We start from the raw sequence: 21,718 nt of genomic DNA, 5'->3' as shown, positions 1-21,718 counted from the left end.
CCACCCGGCAATGCTCAAAGCACCCACTCACCCCCTTCAACCCCGTTCACCAGCAGCGTACGTTTTTCCCCTACAGGCAGCGACACCTTCAGCGCTTTCCACGCCGGACGATAATCCCCGCGCGCGTTGACCTTCAGGTTGATGGTTGCGCCATCGCACACCATTTCCCACTCCACCCACAGCGCATTGCCGTTCTGGTAGCCCCAGCTTTCGCCGTCGTCTTCAAACAGCATGCCGTTGGTTGTCCCGACGCCCTTCACCGGGAACAGCTTCAGCTCGCGAGTGTTGTCTTTTTCAGCGGACACGTGGGTAATGCGTTCGCTCAGCGGCAGACCGGCACCGGCGCGCACCAGCAGCGGCAGTTTTTCCAGCGGCGCGTCGAGGACGATCGACTGGCCGCCCGCATACCACGCGTGGGTGTAAAAATCATACCAGCCGGTGGCGTTATCCGGCAGCCAGACGCGGCGCTCGCGCTGCCCGGCTTCGACGACGCTGGCCACCAGCAGATCGCGGCCCAGCAGGAAGTCATCGCACTCTTCAAACGTCTGCACATCGTGCTCGTGGTCGAGGAAGGTCGGGCGGAGCATCGGCTCGTCGTCGGCGTGCGCCTGCCAGAGCAGGGTATAGAGATACGGCAGCAGGCGGTAGCGCAGCTCAACCGCGCCGCGAATGGCCGGCGTGACGCCCGGGTACATCCACGGCTCGTTCACGGTGTGGTCATCGTTCCACGAGTGAATGGTAAAGCGCGGGTGCATCACGCCGTTCTGCACCCAGCGCACGAACAGCTCGGCGTCCGGCTTGTCGCCGGAGAAACCGCCGACGTCGTGACCGACGTTGAACAGGCCGGACAGGCTCATGCCCAGCCCCATGCGGATGTTATAGCGCAGGGTCTCCCAGCTGGTGCGGTTATCTCCGCTCCAGGTCTGGACGTAGCGCTGCATCCCGGCGCAGCCGGAGCGGGAAATCAGGTACGGGCGCTTTTCCGGCGCGAAACGCTGCTGCGCTTCCAGCGAGGCGCGCATCATCAGCAGCGGCATCACCGGGCGAATGTGCTTGATGGCGATCTCCTTGCCGAAGCCAAAGCAGCGCGCCTCCCCGTCCCACACTTCGTATTCGTTGTTGTCGTTCCAGGTAGAGTCGATGCCCATCTCCAGCAACTGGGTGGTGACGCCGTTCTGCCACCACTGCACCGTCTGCGGGTTGGTAAAATCGAGGTGCGAGCCTTCGTCATCCCAGAAGCTGGAACGTTCAGGCGCGTCGGTTTCTGAATCGCGAATAAACAGACCGCTTTCCGCCACTTCGTTATAGCGCGGATGGTCCTGCAGCAGGCACGGCTTGATGTTGGCCGCAAGCTTTAGCCCCGCGTCGTGGAACGCCTGGCTCATCACCTTCGGCTGCGGCACCTTGTCATAGTTCCAGTTGAAGACGTAGCGCTTGCCGTTGATGGAGGTATAGCCGGAGGAGAGCTGGAACGAATCGCACGGAATGGCGTGCTCTTCGCACAGGCGGATGAAGTTCATCAGCTGGTTCTGCGCGTCCGGCGCGTCAGTGTAGTGCATGGTCGAGCCGCTGTAGCCCAGGCTCCACTTCGGTCCGAACAGCGTTTTCCCGGTCAGGCGCACGAAGGCTTTGGTGACGTCCAGCACGCGTTTGCCGGTAAACATGTAGTAATCGATATCGCCCGCTTCCGCCTGCCAGCGACGGTAGGCGGTGTGGTAGTTGTCGATCTCGTTGCCCAGATCCAGCCAGCAGCTGCTCAGGTTGTCGTAGAACAGGCCGTAGCTGACGTCGTCGCGGCGGGCGATAGTGAACGGGATGTGCTTGTAGAGCGGGTCGGTGCTGGCCGCGTTGTACCCCATTGCGTCGAGGTTGCGCATCTCATAGCGTTTGCCGTTGCGCTGCAGATCGCCCGCTTTCTCGCCCAGGCCGTAGAAACGTTCGTCCTTACGACGGCTCAGATAGTGCGCTACGCCGTCGCCGTGGGCGTTCAGCAGGTAGGCGCTGGTTGGACGGTCGTTGACCAGCGGCTGCCACTCGCCCGCCTCGTTGCGGTAGTGCCACTCCAGCCACAGCGGCTGGTGGACGGTCACGCGCAGCTGTTCGGTTGCCACGGTGAGCGTCTCGCTCTGCTGAGTCAGGGTCCAGGCCGGGCAGGAGAAGCCGCTTGTGTCATCACGACGGCGGCCTTCCCAGGGCACGTCTTTTTCCGGCGCGATGCTCCAGGTGCGGTCCAGCGCCAGCTCGCCTTTGCGCTTAATCAGCACGCGGAACAGGTTCTCTTCCAGCACATACAGGCACAGGCGGTGCTGGTTATCGACCAGCAGTTCCAGATGGTTTGCCGACTGCTTGTCTACGGTCCAGTTTTTCAGGGTTTTCATATGCAATACATCCACTATCAGGCGCGCTTGGCGCGACGTTCAGCAATAAATGCTACCAGGAAGACAGCGCCAATCAGGTCAAAAAAGCCCATGGCGATAAAGAGCGGGTTAAAGCCGATTTTGTCGGCGGTCACACCGATTAATAGCGAGAACAGGAAGCTGGCGATCCACGCCGCCGAGCCGCGCATGCCGTTGACGGTCGCCATCTGGCCTTTGTCGAACGATTCCACGACCAGGGCGCTCAGCATGCAGGAGATGATCTGGTGCCCGAAGCCGCCGATGGAGATCAGCACGATGGTGATATACGGGTCGCGGGTAATGGCCACGATGCCCAGCGAGATCATCAGGAACGCGCCCGTCACGGAGCTGGCAACGACCGAGTTAACGCGGGAGCAGCCGAACAGGCGGGTGTACAGACGCGTCAGGTAGCCGCTCGCCACGCTGCCGAGGTCGGCGGCGAGGAACGGCAGCCAGGCAAACATCGCAATCTGCTTCAGATCCATACCGTGCTCTTTGGCGAGGTACAGCGGCACCCAGAAGCTCAGCACCGCCCAGGCGGGTTCCGCCATAAAGGCCGGGATAGCGATACCGTAGAAGCGTTTGTTTTTCGAGACGGTTTTCAGCGCGGTCAGGAAGGGCAGTCTCACCGCAGGCGGTTCGTTATCCTGCTTGATAAACGCCAGCTCGTCCTTGCTCAGGTTCGGGTGCTGCTCCGGGTTGTGGTAGAACGCCCACCACAGGATCACCCACAGCAGCGCCAGCACGCCGGTAAACATAAACGCGCCCTGCCAGCCGAACGAGGCGTGAGCAAAGTAGATGATAGGCGGAGCCAGCATCGCGCCGATGGAAAAGCCCACGCCCGCCCAGCCTGCGGCTACGGGGCGCTCTGATTTCGGGAACCATTCGCCGATGGTTTTGGCATTCGCCGGAGTGGCGGCGGCCTCAGAGGCACCCATAAAGAAGCGCAGAATCGCCAGGTGCAGCCAGCTTCCGGCCCCTGCGTGGAAAATACACATCAGCGCCCAGATCCCGGCGCAGACCATAAAGCCAATCTTCAGGCCGATAACGTCAATCAGCCAGCCGCACAGGGGCTGGAAGATGGTGTAGGCGATCTGGAACGCGCCGACGATCCAGGAGTATTGCTCGGTGGTGATCCCGAGGCTCTCTTTCAGCTCGGGGGCAAGAATGCCTAACGAATTTCGGGTGATGTAGTTAACGGTGACGCCAAGTAAGAACAGCACCAGCACGTACCAGCGCAGGTTCTTGATGACGCGACGGGTTTTGCTTGTCGCAACGGTGTTATTGATGTCCTGACTCATTTTACTCTCCACAAGACGGACGGTAAGGGGACGGAGGTTCAGGTGTCACACAGATTTTTATCTCTTTGATTTCTATCCGTTTAAACTGCTTAAGTTGCTATACAACTAGTATGGAAGTTGTGTGACAAGTTCACCTTAAGGGAGAAAATGAGCAGGCAATAGTGGATTTTGTGCAAAATTTCTCATAACTGACGAAAAGCCTCTGGCATGATGGTATTTATGTCAGTTATTGCCTGACGGATACGCTATGAAAATTTTTTCATTTCGCAAATGGAGCCAGATCACAAAATGGACAAAAGGCTAAAAATCACCGAAATCGCCGCCCGGACGCAGCTCTCGATCAGCACCGTGTCGCGGGTGCTGGCGGGGAAAGCGAATACCAGTGAAAAAGCGCGCGCAAAGGTGCTGGCGTGCGCGCGGGAACTGGGGGTAATGGACGGCATGGCGGCGGGGCGGTTGCTGCTCAATAGCCTGGTGGTTTTTGCCCCCCAGCGCGCCTTCGACGAGCGGTCCGACATCTTTTACTACCGCGTGATCCAGAGCGTGAGCAAAGGTCTGGCGTCCCACGATGTGCGCCTTCGCTACTGCGCCCTGGAAGAGAACGACAGCGACGCCCAGCTGTTTCTGGCGCGGATGAACGAAGCGGATACCCAGGCGGCAATCCTTCTTGGCATCGATGATCCCCACATTCACGATCTGGCGGTGGACGTGGGCAAACCCTGCATGCTGATTAACTGCCGGGACCGCCACATGCGTCTGCCGGCCGTCGCGCCGGATCATCGCGCCATCGGCGAGCGGGCAGCGGAGTACCTGTTCGAGATGGGACACCGTGAGGTGATGAACGTGCTGTGCCTGCGTCGCTACACCATGGAGCTGCGCCTGTCGGGGATCCGCGATGCGTGGCTGTCCCACAACCTGACGTTCAACGATAAACGCGATCTGCTGGTGGTGCCCAGCTTCAGCGCGCGTGAAACGGAACAGATGGTCAGCGAGTGGCTTAACCAGCAGAAGGGAAAAGACCTGCCGACGGCGTTTCTGGTCGGCGGCGACTTTATGGCGGCGGGCACCATTAGCGCATTACAAAACCACGGTCTGCGCGTGCCGCAGGACGTGTCGGTGATGAGCATAGACGGGTTTAATCTGGCGGCGATTCAGGATGTTCCATTAACGGCCGTGCACGTTCCGCGCGATGAGCTGGGAACAGAAGCGGTATATATGCTGCAGCAGCGGCTGATGCGCCCGGACGCGCCGGTAGGCACGCTGTTGCTTAATGGAACCCTGACCGTACGGGAATCGGTACGGCGGATACGTCAGGGAAAACGACGCACCGCCGTAGAGCGGGAAGGGCTGTACGACAGTTAGACCATGCCCAGCGCGCGCTTGCCGTGGATGTTGAGATCGTTCACGGTAAAGCGGTCCTGCCAGCTCTTTTCATAATCCTCGCGCGGGAAGTCTCCCGGCGACGCGCCGGTTTCCAGCGCTTCCTTGACCTTCTTCGCGTAGGCGAGGTTTTTCTCGCACATCGGCGCGGCAGGAATGTACATCACGTTGCCCCAGCCCTGCTGATTTTCCACCGGCGCGACGGAGTGGATCACATCGCAGTGCCACCACACGGAATCGCCCGCCTCAAGTGCCGGAATGCTGCTTAATGCCTCGATCAGCAGCGGGTGCCACTTCTCGGAAACCGGCAGCACGCGCCCCGGCGCCACGCCGCACAGCTCGTCTTCCGGCACGTCGTCCAGCAGCGGACGCAGCAGAATATAGGCCATCGCTTCCGGGATCGGCACGACGTGCAGCAAGCCCTGTCCGGGGATCATATCCGACAGCGCCGTCCAGCCCTGGAAGGTGCGGAACACCGAGCATTTGGTGGTGTTATCGACCGTGTACTCTTCCACTTCGGTACGGTGCGCGGCGTTCCACGGATCGTACTTATCGACGTTGCCGTCAAACACGCGGGCAAAAACCTGCTGATAGGCCGGAAGCAGCCAGCGCTCCAGCGCGCCGGAGTCGGTATGCGCGCCCAGCCCTTTCGAAGTGGTTCCCGGCGGACGGCGGCGGATACGATCCGGGTAAATCACGCTCACGTCCGGGTCGAACCACTGCTTGCCGTTGCTCTCGAATGTCCATAAACGGTTCAGGAACGACTGCACCTGTGCCATCTCTTCGCTCTGGCGCGCCTGCATCTGCGCCTGCGACCAGTAAATCGGATAAATCTCCGGACGAGAGGCCGTTAGGGTGCCGAAGAAGTTATCGCCTGGCCCTTTGTACACGTCGTCAAATTTGTTCAGATCGAGGTAGTCGAGCATCGACCGATCCCACGCCAGCGCCTGCTCGCGCGGGAAATGACCTTTAATCACCGCGCAGCCGCGGCGCTTAACGGCTTCGCGCTGTGCGTCGGTAATGGTGCCGTTTTTCACGTCCGTAAACGGGATCTCCGGCCAGACGGATTCGCCTTTGTTCTTAAGGGCGTTGATTTCCGCCACGCGGGTGGCAATTTTATCGCTGAGCTTATTAAACACCGCCTGCACGTCGCCGATCTGCGCGCGCAGCTCACGTTTTAACTGACGGATTGCCGCTTTGTGATCCGCTGGCAAAGTTTCACTGGTAAAGGTCATAACCGCCTCGCATCTTTCATTCGAAAGTAAAAGTGTCTACAAGTGATACTTTAAGTTAAAAATAAGTTAATGCAAGTTTAAAAACTTGACGCAAGCCACAGGACGGAAAAAGAGTGAGAGGCCGGAGCGAGGCTCCGGCGAGGAGAGGATCAGGCGTCGAACGGGGAATGGTTGTCGAGCACGGCCTGAATGACGTTCAGCGCGCCCTGATGGTTGTTGTCGTCAGTGCTGTAGCGGCTGATGTCTTTGATGCTCTGCGCCGCGTTGCCCATCGCAAAGGAATATTTCACCAGCTTCAGCATCTCGGCATCGTTGCCGCTGTCGCCAATGGCCACGCACGCCTGCGGGGAGATTTTCCAGCGTTTCAGCAGACGGCTGATGCCGTTGGCTTTGTGCAGGCCGGGGATAATCAAATCGACAAAACCAAAGCCGCTGGTGACCGGCTTCATGATGCCGTCCAGGGAGACGTGAAGTTTATCCACCAGATTAGGGATATCGCTGTCCGGCAGGTTCAGGGAGAATTTAAACAGCACGTCGTCAATCTCGCGGTAATCGCTAATGCGCTTTAAGCGGTGATAGTGCTTTGACATCAGCGCGACGAATTCTTCAGGAGCCTGGTCGCTGACGTAGGCGCTCTCCAGCCCGCAGGCCACGAAGTTCAGCCCTTTGTCTTTCAGCAGTTCACCAATCACGATCTGCGATTCATGACGCGTCAGCTCGCCGTGGAAAATCTGTTCGCCGCGATCGAACACCAGCGCGCCGTTTTCCGCCACGAAGGAGATCCTGTCTTTCAGCTCCGGGAAGAAGGAGATGAGCTGGTAATACTGGTTGCCGCTGGCGACCACAAATTCAATGTCGCGGGCTTTAAGCTGTTCAAACTGTGCCTGGAAGCGGTCACGATCGTACTGCTTGGCATCATCAAGGAAAGTTCCGTCCATATCGGTGACGATAACTTTAACGGTCATACTGTGCTCCTGGGTCACTGCGTTTTGAAACATTCTAATAACAAGGTGACGGGGAGCACAAATTTAATTTCGAATGAAAGTCAGAAAGCCGGGTGGCGGCTTCGCCTTACCCGGCCTACGGGGAGACAATGTAGGCCCGGTAAGCGCAGCGCCACCGGGCGTTTTTTTACAGCGTATGCTCAGTACGGGCGATAATATCGTCCTGCGCATCCGGCGACAGGGCGGTGAAGAACGCCGAGTAGCCCGCGACGCGCACCACGAGATCGCGATACTGGTCAGGATGTTTCTTCGCTTCCAGCAGCGTGTCGCGCGAGACGATGTTGTACTGAATATGCCAGCCCTTATGCACCTCGAAGAAGGTGCGCAGCAGCACCATCAGCTTCTGGCGATCGCTGTCGTTTTCCAGCGTTGACGGGTTCAGCTTCTGGTTCAGCAGCACGCCGCCGAGAATCGCCTCGGTAGGCAGTTTACCCACCGAGCCAATGACCGCCGTCGGGCCGAGGTGGTCCGTACCGGAAGCCGGGCTTGCACCTTCCGCCAGCGGGGTGTGCGCCTTACGTCCGTCCGGGGTGGCCATTGTCGCCGCGCCAAACGGCACGTTTGCGGAAATGGAAGAGGTGCCCGCGTAGTAGTTACCGCCAATCGGGCCGCGGCCATGGCGCGGGTTGTGGTACTTCTTCAGCTCTTCGATGTAGGTCTGATAGGCGCGCGTCAGCAGCATATCCACGCTGTCGTCGTCGTTGCCGTACTTCGGCGCGCCGTTGATCAGACGCTGACGCAACTGCTCGTGGGTCAGCCCGTCGAAGTCATCCGCCAGGGCGGCCGCCAGCTGCTGCTGACCGATAGTACCCTGTTCGAACACCAGCTTTTTCACCGCCGCCAGGCTGTTGCCGAGGTTGGCGATACCCACCTGCAGACCGGAGACCCAGTCATACTTCGCGCCGCCCTGCTTGATGCTTTTCGCACGTTCGATGCAGTCGTCCACCAGCGCCGAGCAGAGAATATCGTGGACGTTCTCTTCCAGCATGGTATCCACCACGTACTCAATCTCGATGGATTTGCGGGTGTAGTAGCGGATCTGGCTGTCCCACGCCGCCATCACCTCCTCGAAGTTGTCGAAGTTACCGGCGGAGAGCGCTTTTTCCTGCGGCAGGAACACCTTGCCGCTGGTGGCGTCGCGCCCGCCTTCCAGCGCCGCCAGCATCACGCGGGCGAAGTTGATGAAGCTCATGCCGGTGCAGCGATAGCCCCACTTGCCGCCCACCGCGGTTTCGATACAGCCGATGGCCGCGTAGTCGTAGGCGTCGTCGCGTTCAACGCCGAGCTTGATGAATTCCGGAATGACGATTTCATCGTTGTTGAACGCGGGCATGCCGAAGCCGCAGCGGATCACCTGCACGCAGGCGTCGAGGAAGTCGTTGCTCATGCCCGCGTGGTAGCGCACGCTCAGGTTCGGCTGGGTGGAGCGCAGGCGACCGCAGGATTCCAGAATTGCGTAGGAGAGCGGGTTCACCGCGTCCATCGGCTCACCGTTGACCAGCTTCTGGCCGCCGATGGTGACGTTCTGGTACAGCGGGCTACCGGCGGAAGCCTTGGAGTGCGAGCCGGAGCGGATCTTGTTTACTTCCAGCAGCTTCAGCCAGCAGCTGTGCAGCAGCTCGATGGCGTGTTCGCGATCCAGGCTCTGGTCAAGCTCCACGTCGCGACGGTAGTACGGATAGAGATACTGGTCCATGCGCGCGAAGGAGACGGAGTGGCCGTTGGACTCAATCTGCAGGATCAGCTGAATGAAATAGCACAGCTGCAGCGCCTGCCAGAAGGTTTTTGGCGGCTCGTGGGCAATCACGTCGCAGTTTTCCGCCATCGCCAGCAGCTCGTCGCGGCGGCTTTCGCGTGTTTCGGTCGCGGCCATTTCACGCGCCAGATCGGCAAAGCGCGTGATGTGCAGGCTTACGGCTTCCAGCACGATATCGATCGCCTTGAGGAACTGGTCGCCGTGCAGGTCTTCCAGCACCGTCAGGTTGATGCGCGAGCGGCGCTCGGCCACTTTGGCGCGCAGGCCGTCGAGGCCTTTCTCCAGCACCAGCGGGAAGTTCACCGCCAGGTGCGCGTCGCCGGAGGTCATGTTGCCTTCGGCTTTGATAATGCCGGTTTCCAGCAGGCCTTTCTGCTCGTCGGTGAACATGCCGTAGCAGCGATCCTGCACCGTCTGGCCGCGCCACCACGGGCAGATCTCATGCAGCACGCGCTTGTTCTCTTCGCTCACCGCAAAGCCCGCGCCCGGGCGGTCCGCCAGATCGTCGATCTCTTTCTCTATCCAGGAGACGGTGTATTCCGGGAAAATCGGCGCGGCGCGCACTTCGCTTGCCTGGTTACCGATAATCAGCTCGTCGTGTTTGATCCAGATGGTGCGTTCAGCCAGGTGATGCGCCAGCGCCAGAGCGCGGCGTACCGGGATCGGCTTGTCCATGTGCTGCTTGTACATCTCGGTGTAATGCTGCGCACGCTCGGTACAGACGGGCGGCTTGACGATATGCACCAGGGCCGTTTTGTGCGCTTTAATGCGCTCGCTGAGGGTGTTGAGATTCAGGGTTGTCATAGGTTTATCCTCGTAAGGTCGCGGTTAACCCTTTCTGGCAGGCGTACTGCTGCGCGAAGTCCAGCAGGGCAGGGTTATCCAGCGGTTTGTCAGGGGCAGAGTAGGGTTGGCCGAGCAGGGTGTATTTGTTCATGCCCAGCGTGTGATACGGCAGAAAATGAATATCCTCGACGCCAAGCTCGTCGGCGGCGAAGTTGGTAATGGCGGTGATGGACGCTTCATCGGCGTTAAAGCCCTGGATCAGCGGCACGCGGATGGTGATTTTTTTCCCGGCCGCGGCAAGGCGTTTCAGGTTGTCCAGGATCCGCTTGGCCGAACCGTCCGTCCACTGTTTGAACACGTCACCGTCGACGTGCTTCAGGTCGGCGAGGAACAGATCAACGTAGGGTAATGACGGCTCGATATAGTGCCACGGCACGTGAAGGCAGGTTTCGACGGCGGTGTGGAGCCCCTGTTCGTGGCTGGCTTTAAACAGGGCGTGCGCCAGCTCAGGGTTCATAAACGGCTCGCCGCCGGAGAGGGTGATCCCGCCGCCGCTGCGGTCGTAGAAGGGTTTATCGCGCAGTACGGTCGCCATGATCTCCTCCACCTGCTGTTCTTCACCGCAGACGGTCAGCGCCTGCGTCGGGCAGCAGTCGGTAAGGGCGTTGAGCGTGGCGTCATCAAGCTTCTCACGATGAATGACCAGGCCATTCAGCGCGCGTTCGATACAGCCCGGTGCCGCCTGCTGGCACAGGTCGCAGCCGTCCAGGCAAAGGCGTGCATCAAACAGCACGTCCCGGCTGCGGGAGCGGCTTTCCGGGTTCTGGCACCAGCGACAGCCCAGCGAGCAGCCTTTCAGGAACACCACGGTTCGAATACCGGGGCCATCGTGGGTAGAGTAACGCTGAATATTGAAGATCATGATTTTGCCTCTCATCTTGCATATGAAGATTAAATGACTTTCGAATGAAAGTTATCTTGATGCAGGTCAACTACTGAGCAGGTTTTGTCGTGATAGGGTAAGTGCAGGCTAATTTTGAGGGCGACATCATGGAACTTTATCTCGACACATCTGACGTTGCGGCAGTTAAAAAGCTGGCGCGTATCTTCCCGCTGGCGGGCGTGACCACTAACCCAAGCATTGTGGCGGCAGGTAAAACGCCGCTGGACGAGCTGCTGCCAGCGCTGCACGACGCGCTGGGCGGCAAAGGCCGTCTGTTCGCCCAGGTGATGGCGACCACCGCCGAAGGGATGGTGGAGGACGCGCGTAAGCTGCGCGCCATCATTAACGACCTGGTGGTGAAAGTACCGGTGACCGCAGAAGGGCTGGCGGCAATCAAGATGCTGAAAGCCGAAGGGATCCCGACGCTGGGCACGGCGGTGTACGGCGCCGCGCAGGGGATGCTGTCCGCGCTGGCGGGTGCAGAGTATGTGGCCCCTTATGTTAACCGCGTGGATGCGCAGGGCGGGGACGGGATCCAGACCGTGGTTGAACTGCAGCAGCTGCTGACGCTGCACGCCCCGCAGTCAAAAGTGCTGGCCGCGAGCTTTAAAACGCCGCGTCAGGCGCTGGACTGCCTGCTGGCAGGGTGCGAGTCCATCACGCTGCCGCTGGACGTGGCGCAGCAGTTTATTACCTCTCCGGCCGTGGATGCGGCGATTGTGAAGTTTGAGCAGGACTGGCAGGGGGCGTTTGGACGGACGTCGATCTAATGCTGTTGCCGGGTGGCGCTCACGCTTACCCAGCCTACGTTCGCATCGCTGTTGCCGGGTGGCGCTGGCGCTTACCCGGCCTACGTTCGAGCCGTTGTAGGTCGGGTAAGGCGGAGCCGCCACCCGACTTTTTATTTGCTACAAACCTCACACCCCGGGTTACGCATCAGCTTCATCTCGCGGAACTGGCAGGTCATCGCGTCATACATCACGATTTTCCCCGCCGCTGGCGTGCCGTAGTGCGCCAGGACTTTGATCGCTTCCATCGCCTGCAGCGAGCCAATCACGCCGACCAACGGCGCCATTACGCCCGCCTCAACGCAGGTCAGCGCGTTCTCGCCGAACAGGCGGCTCAGGCAGCGGTAGCAGGGTTCGCCTTCCGCGTACGTGAAGACGCTGATTTGCCCCTCCATGCGGATCGCCGCGCCGGAGACCAGCGGGATTTTGTGGGCAAAACAGCCTGCGTTCAGCTGGTTACGGACGGTGACGTTATCGGTGCAGTCCAGCACCAGGTCGTGCTGCGCAATCTGCGCCGACAGCGCGTCGTCATCCAGCATTGCGTCAATCAGGGTGAACTGAACGTGGGGGTTGATGCGCGCCAGCGCCGTGCGGGCAGAGTCCACTTTCGGCTGGCCAACCGTCGCGTCGCTGTGCAGCGTCTGGCGCTGCAGGTTGGACACCGATACGGTATCGAAATCCAGCAGCGTCATCCTGCCCACGCCCGCCGCCGCAAGATACTGCGCGGCGGCGCAGCCCAGACCGCCGAGCCCGACAACCAGCACGCTGGCCGCCTTGAGCGCTTCCTGGCCCTCGAAGTCAAACCCGCGCAGCACAATCTGGCGGTTGTAGCGCATCATCTCCGGGTCGCTCAGCTCCACCGTCATGTCAGCCTCCGAACAGGTGGTTAAAACGCTCTACCTCAACCCACTCGCCTGCTTCCACATTGCCGCGCTCGCGCTCCAGCACGATAAAGCAGTTACCCTGGCTGAAGGAGCTGAAAATATGCGAGCCCTGATGACCGGTGGTGCTCACTTCGAGCTCACCGTCCGCGTTGCGCGCCAGAATGCCGCGCTGGAAATCGAGACGGCCCGGTGATTTTTTCAGGCGCGTGGCGGCGCGCACGCGCTGGCGTTCGGGCAGCGGGCTGGCGCTGTTGCCGGAAAGCTTCGCCAGCAGCGGGATCGCCAGCTGGTAGAAGGTGAGTGCCGCCGAGACCGGATTACCCGGCAGGCCACAGAACCAGCTGTGTTGCAGCTTGCCAAACGCGAACGGTTTGCCCGGCTTGATCGCCAGCTTCCAGAAGGCGATCTCGCCCAGCTCTTCAAGGATGGTTTTGGTGTAATCCGCTTCGCCCACGGAGACGCCGCCGGAGCTGATGACCACGTCGGCGGCGTTATCCGCCTCGATAAACGCGGCGCGCAGTTTTTCCGGATCGTCAGGAATGATGCCGAGGTTAATCACCTCGCAGCCCAGCTGCTCCAGCATCAGGTGTACCGCCAGGCGGTTGGTATCGTAAATCTGGCCGTCCTGCAGCGGCTGGCCCGGAAGCTGCAGCTCGTCACCGGTGGAGAAAACGGCGACGCGCACTTTACGGATCACGTCGATTTCAGCAACGCCGAGCGACGCCAGCACCGGCAGTTCACCCACCGTCAGCTTCTGTCCGGCGGCGAAGACCGTTGCGCCAAGGGTGATATCTTCGCCCGTGCGGCGGATGTTCTGGCCCGCTTTAACGTTCGCGGTAAAACGCACGCCGTCGTCGGTCTGTTCGGTCTCTTCCTGCATCACCACGGCGTCGCAGCCGGCCGGAACCGGCGCGCCGGTCATGATGCGTACGCAGGTGCCCGCAGGCCACTCGCCGCCAAACGGCTGACCCGCAAAGGCTTTACCTGCTACCGGCAGGGCGTTACCCGTCTGGAGATCCGCCAGGCGTACCGCGTAACCGTCCATCGCGGAGTTATCAAACCCCGGCACGTTAAGCGGAGAGACGATATCGCGCGCGGCAATACGGCCAAAACAGCGCACGAGGGGCAGCGTCTCAACGTCATGCAGCGGGGAAACTCGGTCAAGCATCTGCGTGAGTGCCGTCTCAAGCGGCATCAGTCCGGCGGTAAAATCCATGGTGGGCTCCTGCGGAGTAACAACGAAAGCGCTCATTATGGCAGAAAAGTGCGGCTAACTGTATGACCCGATGGGTGTACGCTTTACATCACAGTTACGTCTTTCTATATTCAAAAATCATCTGAAGTTTCATCGACGATAATGATATTTATAGAAAAAGCCGCAAATCAGGCTAACGGGTGATGCGAATGGTTAATGCGGTAATCGCAATTCATGGTGGCGCCGGGGCAATCACCCGAGCACAGCTCAGTCCCGAGCAGGAAAAGCGCTATATCGACGCGCTGTACGCCATTGTGGAAACGGGCCAGAGAATGCTGGAAGCGGGCGAAAGCGCGCTGGACGTGGTCACCGAGGCGGTGCGCCTGCTGGAAGAGTGTCCGTTATTTAATGCGGGTATCGGTTCGGTCTTTACCCGGGATGAAACGCACGAGCTGGATGCCTGCGTGATGGACGGCATCACCCTGAAAGCGGGCGCCGTGGCGGGCGTGAGTCATCTGCGCAATCCGGTGCTGGCCGCGCGTCTGGTGATGGAAGCCAGTCCACACGTGCTGCTGACGGGGGCCGGGGCAGAGGCGTTTGCCTTCGAGCACGGGATGGAACCGGTATCGACGGATCTGTTTTCCACCGAGGAGCGCTATCAGCAGCTGCTGGAAGCCCGTTCGGCGGGCATGACGCAGCTTGACCACAGTGCGCCGCTGGATGAAACCACCAAAATGGGCACGGTCGGCGCGGTGGCGCTGGATAAGGCCGGAAACCTCGCGGCGGCGACGTCAACGGGTGGGATGACCAACAAGCTGCCCGGGCGCGTCGGCGATAGCCCGCTGCCGGGCGCCGGCTGCTATGCCAACAACGCGACGGCGGCGGTGTCGTGTACCGGAACCGGAGAAGTGTTTATCCGCGCCCTCGCGGCCTACGACATCACCGCGCTGATGGATTACGGCGGCTTAAGCCTCAGCGAAGCCTGCGAGCGCGTGGTGATGGAGAAACTGCCTGCGCTTGGCGGCGTCGGCGGGCTCATTGCGGTGGATCGTGAGGGCAACGTGGCGTTGCCGTTCAACAGCGAAGGCATGTATCGCGCCTGGGGTTATGCCGGTGATGAACCGAGCACGGGCATCTATCGTGAATAAGGGGGCAGCGCGTGCCGCACAGTGAAGAACTGGACAACCGCGAAGTGCTGGCTGTCCATCAGCTCAATATTGCGTTTCAGGAAGAGCGGCAGTTCATACCCGCAGTACAGAATTTATCGTTCACGCTCAGGCGCGGCGAGACGCTGGCGATTGTTGGCGAGTCCGGCTCCGGTAAATCGGTCACCGCGCTGGCGCTGATGCGCCTGCTGGAGCAGACGGGCGGGCAAATCAGCAGCGAGAAAATGCTCCTGCGCCGCCGCAACCGTCAGGTTATTGATTTAACTGAGCTGAGCGGTTCGCAGATGCAGGGCGTGCGCGGGGCGGATATTGCGATGATCTTCCAGGAGCCGATGACCTCCCTGAACCCGGTTTTTCCGGTCGGGGAACAAATCGCCGAGTCCATCCGCCTGCATCAGGGGCTGAGCAGCGATGAAGCGCTCAAAGAGGCCCGACGGATGCTGGAGTTGGTGCGCATTCCGGAGGCGCAGGCCATTCTGGGGCGCTATCCGCATCAGCTTTCCGGCGGCATGCGCCAGCGGGTGATGATTGCCATGGCGCTCTCCTGCCGTCCGGCGGTGCTGATTGCCGACGAGCCGACGACGGCGCTGGACGTGACGATTCAGGCGCAGATCCTGCAGCTCATCAAAGTGCTGCAGCAGGAGATGGAGATGGGGGTGATTTTCATCACCCACGATATGGGCGTGGTCGCCGATATCGCCGATCGCGTGCTGGTCATGCATAAGGGCAGCGCGGTGGAAACCGGCCCGGTCGAGCAGATTTTTCACGCGCCCGTCCATCCCTATACCAAAGCGCTGCTGGCGGCGGTCCCGCGCCTGGGGGGGATGAACGGCAGCGATTTGCCGCGCCGCTTCCCCCTGATTTCTCTCGATGCGGCGGGGCAGGACGAAGATGAGCGCGAGCAGGACACGGTGGTGCCGGGTAAGCCCATTCTGGAAGTGCGCGATCTGGTCACCCGTTTTCCGCTGCGCAGCGGCGTGTTGAACCGCGTGAAGCGCGAAGTGCATGCGGTGGAAAACGTCAGCTTCGACCTCTGGCCGGGCGAAACGCTGGCGCTGGTGGGGGAGTCCGGCTGCGGTAAATCCACCACCGGGCGCGCGTTGCTCCGTCTGGTGGAATCACAGGAAGGCAGCATTACCTTTAACGGCGAGCGCATTGATACCCTTCCGGACAGCAGGCTGCAGGCGGTGCGGCGAGATATTCAGTTTATTTTCCAGGATCCGTATGCCTCCCTCGATCCGCGCCATACGGTGGGCTATTCGATCATGGAGCCGCTGCGGGTACATAACCTGCTCGACGGCGAAGCGGCACAGCGTCGCGTGGCCTGGCTGCTGGAGCGTGTCGGCCTGAAGCCGGAGCACGCCTGGCGTTATCCGCACGAGTTTTCAGGCGGACAGCGGCAGCGTATCTGCATCGCCCGCGCGCTGGCGCTAAACCCGAAAGTGGTGATTGCCGATGAGTCCGTCTCGGCGCTGGATGTCTCTATCCGGGCGCAGATCATTAACTTATTGCTGGATTTACAGCGGGATATGGGGATCGCCTTCCTGTTTATCTCGCACGATATGGCCGTGGTCGAGCGCATCAGCCATCGCGTGGCGGTGATGTTTATGGGGCAAATCGTGGAGATTGGGCCGCGAAGGGCGGTGTTTGAGAACCCTCAGCACCCGTATACCCGCAAGCTTATCGCGGCGGTCCCGGTTGCCGATCCCGCGCACCGTCACGGCCAGCGCGTGCTGCTGCAGGATGAAATGCCGAGCAATATTCGTAAACGCGGCGAGGCCGTGGAGCGCGTGACGCTGCGCGAGGTCGGTCCGGGTCATTTCGTCGCTCCCCCGCGTCAGGACAATGCGTTTTCGCGGTTATAACTTACAACAGGCAGGAGAACACAATGGTTACTTTTGTAGCGCGTAGATGGTTGTTAGCCGCGAGCGTGACGGCAGCCCTGGCCGCTGCCCCCGCGTTCGCTGCCAAAGATGTGGTGGTTGCCGTCGGCTCGAATTTCACCACGCTCGATCCGTATGACGCCAACGACACGCTCTCTCAGGCGGTGGCGAAATCGTTCTATCAGGGCCTTTTCGGCCTGGATAAAGAGATGAAGCTCAAAAACGTGCTGGCGGAGGGGTACACCGTGTCCGACGACGGATTGGTGTATACCATCAAGCTCAGGACCGGCGTGAAGTTCCAGGATGGGACAGATTTCAACGCGGAGGCGGTGAAGGTTAACCTTGACCGCGCCAGCAATCCGGAAAATAGCCTCAAGCGCTATAACCTGTATAAAAATATCGCCAGCACCGAGGTGGTCGACCCGGCGACGGTAAAAATCACCCTGAAAGAGCCGTTCTCCGCGTTTATCAATATTCTGGCGCATCCGGCAACGGCGATGATATCCCCTGCCGCGCTGAAGAAATACGGCAAGGAGATCGGCTTCCACCCTGTTGGCACCGGCCCTTACGAACTGCTCACCTGGAACCAGACCGATTTTGTGAAGGTGAAGAAATTCGCTGGATACTGGCAGCAGGGGCTGCCGAAGCTCGACACCATTACCTGGCGTCCGGTGGTGGACAACAACACCCGCGCGGCGATGCTGCAAACCGGCGAGGCGCAGTTTGCCTTCCCGATCCCGTACGAGCAGGCCGCCATTTTGCAGAAAAACAGCAAGCTGGAGCTGGTCGCCAGCCCGTCGATCATGCAGCGCTACATCAGCATGAACGTCACGCAAAAGCCGTTTGATAACCCGAAGGTGCGTGAGGCCATCAACTACGCCATTAACCGCCAGGCGCTGGTGAAGGTTGCCTTTGCTGGCTATGCCACCCCGGCCACCGGCGTGCTGCCGCCGGCTATCGCGTATGCCCAGAGCTATCAGCCGTGGCCGTACGATCCGGCCAAAGCGCGCGAGTTGTTGAAAGAGGCGGGCTTCCCGAACGGGTTCAGCACCACGCTGTGGTCGTCGCATAACCACAGCACCGCGCAGAAGGTGCTGCAGTTCACCCAGCAGCAGCTGGCGCAGGTCGGTATTAAGGCGCAGGTAACCGCGATGGATGCCGGACAGCGTGCTGCTGAAGTGGAGGGCAAAGGGCAGAAAGAGAGCGGGGTGCGGATGTTCTACACCGGCTGGTCGGCCTCGACCGGCGAAGCCGACTGGGCGCTGTCGCCGCTGTTTGCCTCGCAGAACTGGCCGCCAACCCTGTTCAATACCGCGTTCTACAGTAATCCGCAGGTGGACAAAGACCTTGCTGATGCCCTGAAAACCACCAAACCGGAAGAGAAGGCGCGCCTCTACAAAGACGCGCAGGATATTATCTGGAAAGAGTCACCGTGGGTGCCGCTGGTGGTGGAGAAACTGGTGTCAGCCCATAACAAAGCGTTGACCGGGTTCTACATCATGCCGGACACGGGCTTTAGCTTTGACGATGCGGATTTAAAATAAACCTCATGCTGAATTATGTTTGTAAACGCCTGCTGGGGCTTATCCCGACGCTGCTGATTGTGGCGGTCCTGGTGTTTCTGTTTGTCCATATGCTGCCGGGCGATCCGGCGCGGCTGGCTGCCGGGCCTGAAGCGGATGCCACCGTCATTGACCTGGTGCGTAAGCAGCTTGGCCTCGACCAGCCGCTGTATATGCAGTTCATCCATTACATTTGCAACGTTCTTCAGGGCGATTTTGGTATCTCGATGGTGTCGCGCCGTCCGGTGTCGGAGGAGATTGCCAGCCGCTTTATGCCAACGTTCTGGTTAACGATTGCCAGCATGAGCTGGGCGGTGGTGTTTGGGCTTGGCGCCGGGATTGTCGCGGCCGTCTGGCGCAACCGCTGGCCGGACAAGCTCGGCATGGCGCTGGCGGTGACCGGCATCTCCTTCCCGGCGTTCGCGCTGGGGATGCTGCTGATGCAGATCTTCTCCGTCGAACTGGGCTGGCTGCCGACCGTCGGGGCCGATACCTGGAAGCATTACATCCTGCCTTCCATGACGCTGGGCGCTGCCGTGTCGGCGGTAATGGCCCGCTTTACCCGCGCCTCGTTCGTTGACGTGCTGAGCGAAGACTACATCCGCACCGCGCGGGCGAAAGGGGTCAGCGAGAAGTGGGTCATTCTCAAGCACGGGTTTCGCAATGCGATGATCCCGGTGGTGACGATGATGGGGTTGCAGTTTGGCTTCCTGCTGGGCGGCTCTATTGTCGTGGAAAAGGTCTTCAACTGGCCGGGGCTGGGACGCCTGCTGGTCGATTCCGTCGAGATGCGCGACTACCCGGTGATTCAGGCGGAAGTCCTGCTTTTCTCGCTGGAGTTTATTCTTATCAACTTAGTGGTGGACGTGCTCTACGCCGCCATTAACCCGGCCATCAGGTACAAGTAAGATGCGATTGTTGAACTGGCGACGTCAGGCCGTTTTAAACGCGATGCCGGGGCTAAAACCGGACCACGTTCGCACCCCGTGGTCTGAATTCTGGCGGCGTTTTCGCCGTCAGCCGGTCGCGATGACCGCGGGGCTGTTTGTGCTGCTGCTGATTGCGGTGGCGGTGATTGCGCCGTGGGTGGCACCGTTTGATGCGGAAAACTATTTTGACTACGACCGTCTGAACGACGGACCGTCGATGCTGCACTGGTTCGGCGTGGACTCCCTCGGGCGCGATATCTTTAGCCGCGTGCTGGTGGGGGCGCAAATCTCGCTTGCCGCCGGGGTGGTCGCGGTGCTGATCGGCGCGGCCATCGGCACCGTGCTGGGTCTCGTTGCCGGGTATTACGAAGGCTGGTGGGACCGCATCATCATGCGTATCTGCGACGTGCTGTTTGCTTTCCCCGGCATTTTGCTGGCGATTGCCGTGGTGGCGATCATGGGCAGCGGCATGGCGAACGTCATCATTGCGGTCGCGGTCTTTTCGATACCGGCTTTTGCCCGTCTGGTACGCGGGAACACGCTGGTGCTGAAACAGCAGACCTTTATCGAATCGGCCCGCAGCATGGGGGCCAGCGACGCCACGATCCTGTTCAGCCATATTCTGCCGGGTACGGTGTCGTCCATCGTGGTCTATTTCACCATGCGTATCGGCGTGTCGATTATCTCGGCGGCCAGCCTGTCGTTTCTGGGGTTAGGCGCGCAGCCTCCAACGCCGGAGTGGGGCGCGATGCTGAACGAGGCGAGGGCGGATATGGTGATTGCACCGCACGTGGCGATCTTCCCGAGCCTGGCGATTTTTCTGACCGTGCTGGCGTTTAACCTGCTGGGTGACGGGCTGCGCGACGCGCTGGATCCGAGGATTAAGGGGTAGGTTTATTGCCCCTCACCCTAACCCTCTCCCCGGAGGGGAGAGGGGACTGCTCGGTGCGGTTTTCCCCCTCGCCCCTTTGGGGAGAGGGCCGGGGTGAGGGGAATGTAATTAAACCCGGCTACCCCACAGGTCATACTCGTCCGCGTTTTCAACCTTCACGCGAATAATATCACCCGGCTTAACGCTGGTTTCGCCGTTCAGGTACACCGCGCCGTCGATTTCAGGTGCGTCCGCCATGCTGCGGCCAATCGCGCCTTCTTCGTCCACCTCGTCAATGATAACCATGATCTCACGGCCCACTTTCTCCTGCAGACGCTCAGCAGAGATCTGCTGCTGCAGCTGCATGAAGCGGTTCCAGCGCTCTTCTTTCACCTCTTCCGGCACCTGGTCCGCCAGCTCGTTGGCGGTTGCGCCTTCTACCGGGCTGTACTTGAAGCAACCTACGCGGTCCAGACGCGCTTCTTTCAGGAAGTCGAGCAGCATCTGGAAGTCTTCTTCGGTTTCACCCGGGAAGCCGACGATGAAGGTGGATCGCAGGGTCAGATCCGGACAGATCTCGCGCCACTGCTTGATGCGCGCCAGCTGGCGGTCAACGGAGCCAGGACGCTTCATCAGCTTCAGGATACGCGGGCTGGCGTGCTGCAGCGGGATATCCAGGTACGGCAGAATTTTGCCTTCCGCCATCAGCGGGATCACGTCGTCAACGTGCGGGTACGGGTAGACGTAGTGCAGACGCGTCCAGATACCGAGCTTGGACAGCTGCTCGCAGAGGCCCACCATGCTGGTTTTCACCGGCTCGCCGTTGTGGAAACCGGAGCGGTGTTTGACGTCCACGCCGTAAGCCGAGGTGTCCTGGGAGATGACCAGCAGCTCCTTCACGCCCGCGTCGGCCAGACGTTTCGCTTCCGCCAGCACTTCACCAATCGGACGGCTCACCAGATCGCCACGCATGGACGGGATGATGCAGAAGGTGCAGCGATGGTTGCAGCCTTCGGAAATTTTTAAGTAAGCGTAGTGGCGCGGCGTCAGCTTCACGCCCTGCTCCGGCACCAGGCTCAGGAACGGGTTGTGCTTTGGTTTTGGCACGTAGTGATGAACATGTTCCAGCACCTGCTCGTAGCTGTGCGGACCGGTGATCTCCAGCACCTTCGGGTGCACTTCGCGGATTTGGTCCACTTTGGCGCCCAGGCACCCGGTGACAATCACTTTGCCGTTTTCCGTCAGGGCTTCACCGATGGCTTCCAGGGACTCCTGAACCGCGCTGTCGATAAACCCGCAGGTGTTAACGATCACCATATCGGCGTTGTCGTAGCTTGGCACCACGTCATAGCCCTCGGTGCGCAGTTCGGTCAGGATGCGTTCGGAATCCACCAGGTTTTTCGGGCAGCCCAGGGAGACGAAGCCGATTTTCGGCTGGTGCGTAACATTGCTCATAGGTTAAAAATTCATCAATTATGGAGTTATCAGGGCGGGATTTTACAGCGTATCGCGGGGGATTTATACACTCTTTGCAAGGCGGATGCGCCGGGCAGACGTTGTAACATTGTAAATAATGTTAATCAGTTAATAAAAATTGATCCCAGGCATTAAACTGTACAAAAAATGTACTTATCCTGAT

Annotated in this window: 16 protein-coding genes; 7 read left to right on the top strand and 9 right to left on the bottom strand. The window is 60.1% G+C overall.

Going from position 1 to position 21,718, the window contains the following annotated elements:
• Positions 1-14: 14 nt before the first annotated feature.
• A complete protein-coding gene (locus NQ230_RS16405; protein WP_257258271.1) occupies positions 15-2,378 on the bottom strand; it encodes a glycoside hydrolase family 31 protein in 2,364 nt (787 codons plus the stop codon).
• 17 nt (positions 2,379-2,395) lie between these two features.
• Positions 2,396-3,697 carry an MFS transporter gene (locus tag NQ230_RS16400; RefSeq protein ID WP_023335029.1) on the bottom strand — a complete coding sequence of 434 codons (1,302 nt, stop codon included), beginning with the start codon at positions 3,695-3,697 and terminating at the stop codon, positions 2,396-2,398.
• Between the two features lie 288 nt (positions 3,698-3,985).
• Here NQ230_RS16400 and NQ230_RS16395 point away from each other — a divergent pair, with 288 nt between their 5' ends.
• The gene (locus NQ230_RS16395; protein ID WP_257258270.1) at positions 3,986-5,059 is read left to right on the top strand and encodes a LacI family DNA-binding transcriptional regulator; all 1,074 of its coding nucleotides are present in this window, start codon (positions 3,986-3,988) and stop codon (positions 5,057-5,059) included.
• Here the strand turns inward: NQ230_RS16395 and NQ230_RS16390 are convergent.
• The 4 genes from NQ230_RS16390 to NQ230_RS16375 all read right to left on the bottom strand — a co-directional run bounded on the left by NQ230_RS16390 (position 5,056) and on the right by NQ230_RS16375 (position 10,780).
• Positions 5,056-6,312, bottom strand: coding sequence for a DUF1479 domain-containing protein (locus NQ230_RS16390; RefSeq protein ID WP_257258269.1), 1,257 nt, complete (start codon positions 6,310-6,312; stop codon positions 5,056-5,058). The two genes, NQ230_RS16395 and NQ230_RS16390, sit on opposite strands and share 4 nt — an antisense overlap.
• Positions 6,313-6,461: 149 nt before the next feature.
• The gene (locus NQ230_RS16385; RefSeq protein WP_193941937.1) at positions 6,462-7,277 is read right to left on the bottom strand and encodes a Cof-type HAD-IIB family hydrolase; all 816 of its coding nucleotides are present in this window, start codon (positions 7,275-7,277) and stop codon (positions 6,462-6,464) included.
• 166 nt (positions 7,278-7,443) lie between these two features.
• Entirely contained in the window at positions 7,444-9,876 is a 2,433-nt protein-coding gene (locus tag NQ230_RS16380) for a formate C-acetyltransferase/glycerol dehydratase family glycyl radical enzyme (protein ID WP_257258268.1), read from the bottom strand.
• 4 nt (positions 9,877-9,880) lie between these two features.
• Positions 9,881-10,780 (bottom strand): glycyl-radical enzyme activating protein, encoded by a 900-nt coding sequence (locus NQ230_RS16375; protein WP_257258267.1) that lies wholly within the window; start codon positions 10,778-10,780, stop codon positions 9,881-9,883.
• 128 nt (positions 10,781-10,908) lie between these two features.
• Between NQ230_RS16375 and fsa the strand changes: the two genes are divergently transcribed.
• Positions 10,909-11,571: a fructose-6-phosphate aldolase gene (fsa, locus tag NQ230_RS16370; protein WP_023326972.1), complete on the top strand. Its 663-nt coding sequence runs from the start codon at positions 10,909-10,911 to the stop codon at positions 11,569-11,571.
• Between the two features lie 131 nt (positions 11,572-11,702).
• Here fsa and moeB read toward each other — a convergent pair whose 3' ends face one another.
• Positions 11,703-12,455 carry a molybdopterin-synthase adenylyltransferase MoeB gene (moeB, locus tag NQ230_RS16365; RefSeq protein ID WP_257258265.1) on the bottom strand — a complete coding sequence of 251 codons (753 nt, stop codon included), beginning with the start codon at positions 12,453-12,455 and terminating at the stop codon, positions 11,703-11,705.
• 1 nt (position 12,456) lies between these two features.
• Positions 12,457-13,689 (bottom strand): molybdopterin molybdotransferase MoeA, encoded by a 1,233-nt coding sequence (moeA, locus tag NQ230_RS16360; RefSeq protein WP_257258263.1) that lies wholly within the window; start codon positions 13,687-13,689, stop codon positions 12,457-12,459.
• A 188-nt stretch (positions 13,690-13,877) separates the two neighbouring features.
• Between moeA and iaaA the strand changes: the two genes are divergently transcribed.
• Genes iaaA through gsiD form a run of 5 tightly spaced genes read left to right on the top strand, consistent with a single transcriptional unit; the run spans position 13,878 to position 20,100 of the window.
• Positions 13,878-14,816 carry a beta-aspartyl-peptidase gene (iaaA, locus tag NQ230_RS16355; protein ID WP_257258260.1) on the top strand — a complete coding sequence of 313 codons (939 nt, stop codon included), beginning with the start codon at positions 13,878-13,880 and terminating at the stop codon, positions 14,814-14,816.
• A gap of 11 nt (positions 14,817-14,827) precedes the next feature.
• Positions 14,828-16,699: a glutathione ABC transporter ATP-binding protein GsiA gene (gsiA, locus tag NQ230_RS16350; protein ID WP_257258258.1), complete on the top strand. Its 1,872-nt coding sequence runs from the start codon at positions 14,828-14,830 to the stop codon at positions 16,697-16,699.
• Positions 16,700-16,722: 23 nt separating this feature from the next.
• The gene (gene gsiB / locus NQ230_RS16345) at positions 16,723-18,261 is read left to right on the top strand and encodes a glutathione ABC transporter substrate-binding protein GsiB (RefSeq protein ID WP_048990344.1); all 1,539 of its coding nucleotides are present in this window, start codon (positions 16,723-16,725) and stop codon (positions 18,259-18,261) included.
• A 5-nt stretch (positions 18,262-18,266) separates the two neighbouring features.
• The gene (gene gsiC / locus NQ230_RS16340; protein WP_213821957.1) at positions 18,267-19,187 is read left to right on the top strand and encodes a glutathione ABC transporter permease GsiC; all 921 of its coding nucleotides are present in this window, start codon (positions 18,267-18,269) and stop codon (positions 19,185-19,187) included.
• Between the two features lies 1 nt (position 19,188).
• Entirely contained in the window at positions 19,189-20,100 is a 912-nt protein-coding gene (gsiD, locus tag NQ230_RS16335; RefSeq protein WP_257258253.1) for a glutathione ABC transporter permease GsiD, read from the top strand.
• A gap of 108 nt (positions 20,101-20,208) precedes the next feature.
• Here the strand turns inward: gsiD and rimO are convergent, their stop codons facing one another.
• The gene (gene rimO, locus NQ230_RS16330) at positions 20,209-21,534 is read right to left on the bottom strand and encodes a 30S ribosomal protein S12 methylthiotransferase RimO (RefSeq protein ID WP_121425683.1); all 1,326 of its coding nucleotides are present in this window, start codon (positions 21,532-21,534) and stop codon (positions 20,209-20,211) included.
• Positions 21,535-21,718 lie beyond the last annotated feature (184 nt).

This window comes from Enterobacter asburiae (genome assembly GCF_024599655.1).
Taxonomy (GTDB): Bacteria; Pseudomonadota; Gammaproteobacteria; order Enterobacterales; family Enterobacteriaceae; genus Enterobacter; species Enterobacter asburiae_D.
Note: the sequence above shows the minus strand (reverse complement) of the source record. Positions and strands in the feature narration are given on the sequence as shown.

Bases quoted from the DNA above. Each gene is read 5' to 3' on its own strand.
- NQ230_RS16405 (WP_257258271.1), bottom strand. From the start codon at position 2,378: ATGAAAACCCTGAAAAACTGGACCGTAGACAAGCAGTCGGCAAACCAT.
- NQ230_RS16400 (WP_023335029.1), bottom strand. From the start codon at position 3,697: ATGAGTCAGGACATCAATAACACCGTTGCGACAAGCAAAACCCGTCGC.
- NQ230_RS16395 (WP_257258270.1), top strand. From the start codon at position 3,986: ATGGACAAAAGGCTAAAAATCACCGAAATCGCCGCCCGGACGCAGCTC.
- NQ230_RS16390 (WP_257258269.1), bottom strand. From the start codon at position 6,312: ATGACCTTTACCAGTGAAACTTTGCCAGCGGATCACAAAGCGGCAATC.
- NQ230_RS16385 (WP_193941937.1), bottom strand. From the start codon at position 7,277: ATGACCGTTAAAGTTATCGTCACCGATATGGACGGAACTTTCCTTGAT.
- NQ230_RS16380 (WP_257258268.1), bottom strand. From the start codon at position 9,876: ATGACAACCCTGAATCTCAACACCCTCAGCGAGCGCATTAAAGCGCAC.
- NQ230_RS16375 (WP_257258267.1), bottom strand. From the start codon at position 10,780: ATGATCTTCAATATTCAGCGTTACTCTACCCACGATGGCCCCGGTATT.
- fsa (WP_023326972.1), top strand. From the start codon at position 10,909: ATGGAACTTTATCTCGACACATCTGACGTTGCGGCAGTTAAAAAGCTG.
- moeB (WP_257258265.1), bottom strand. From the start codon at position 12,455: ATGACGGTGGAGCTGAGCGACCCGGAGATGATGCGCTACAACCGCCAG.
- moeA (WP_257258263.1), bottom strand. From the start codon at position 13,689: ATGGATTTTACCGCCGGACTGATGCCGCTTGAGACGGCACTCACGCAG.
- iaaA (WP_257258260.1), top strand. From the start codon at position 13,878: ATGGTTAATGCGGTAATCGCAATTCATGGTGGCGCCGGGGCAATCACC.
- gsiB (WP_048990344.1), top strand. From the start codon at position 16,723: ATGGTTACTTTTGTAGCGCGTAGATGGTTGTTAGCCGCGAGCGTGACG.
- gsiC (WP_213821957.1), top strand. From the start codon at position 18,267: ATGCTGAATTATGTTTGTAAACGCCTGCTGGGGCTTATCCCGACGCTG.
- gsiD (WP_257258253.1), top strand. From the start codon at position 19,189: ATGCGATTGTTGAACTGGCGACGTCAGGCCGTTTTAAACGCGATGCCG.
- rimO (WP_121425683.1), bottom strand. From the start codon at position 21,534: ATGAGCAATGTTACGCACCAGCCGAAAATCGGCTTCGTCTCCCTGGGC.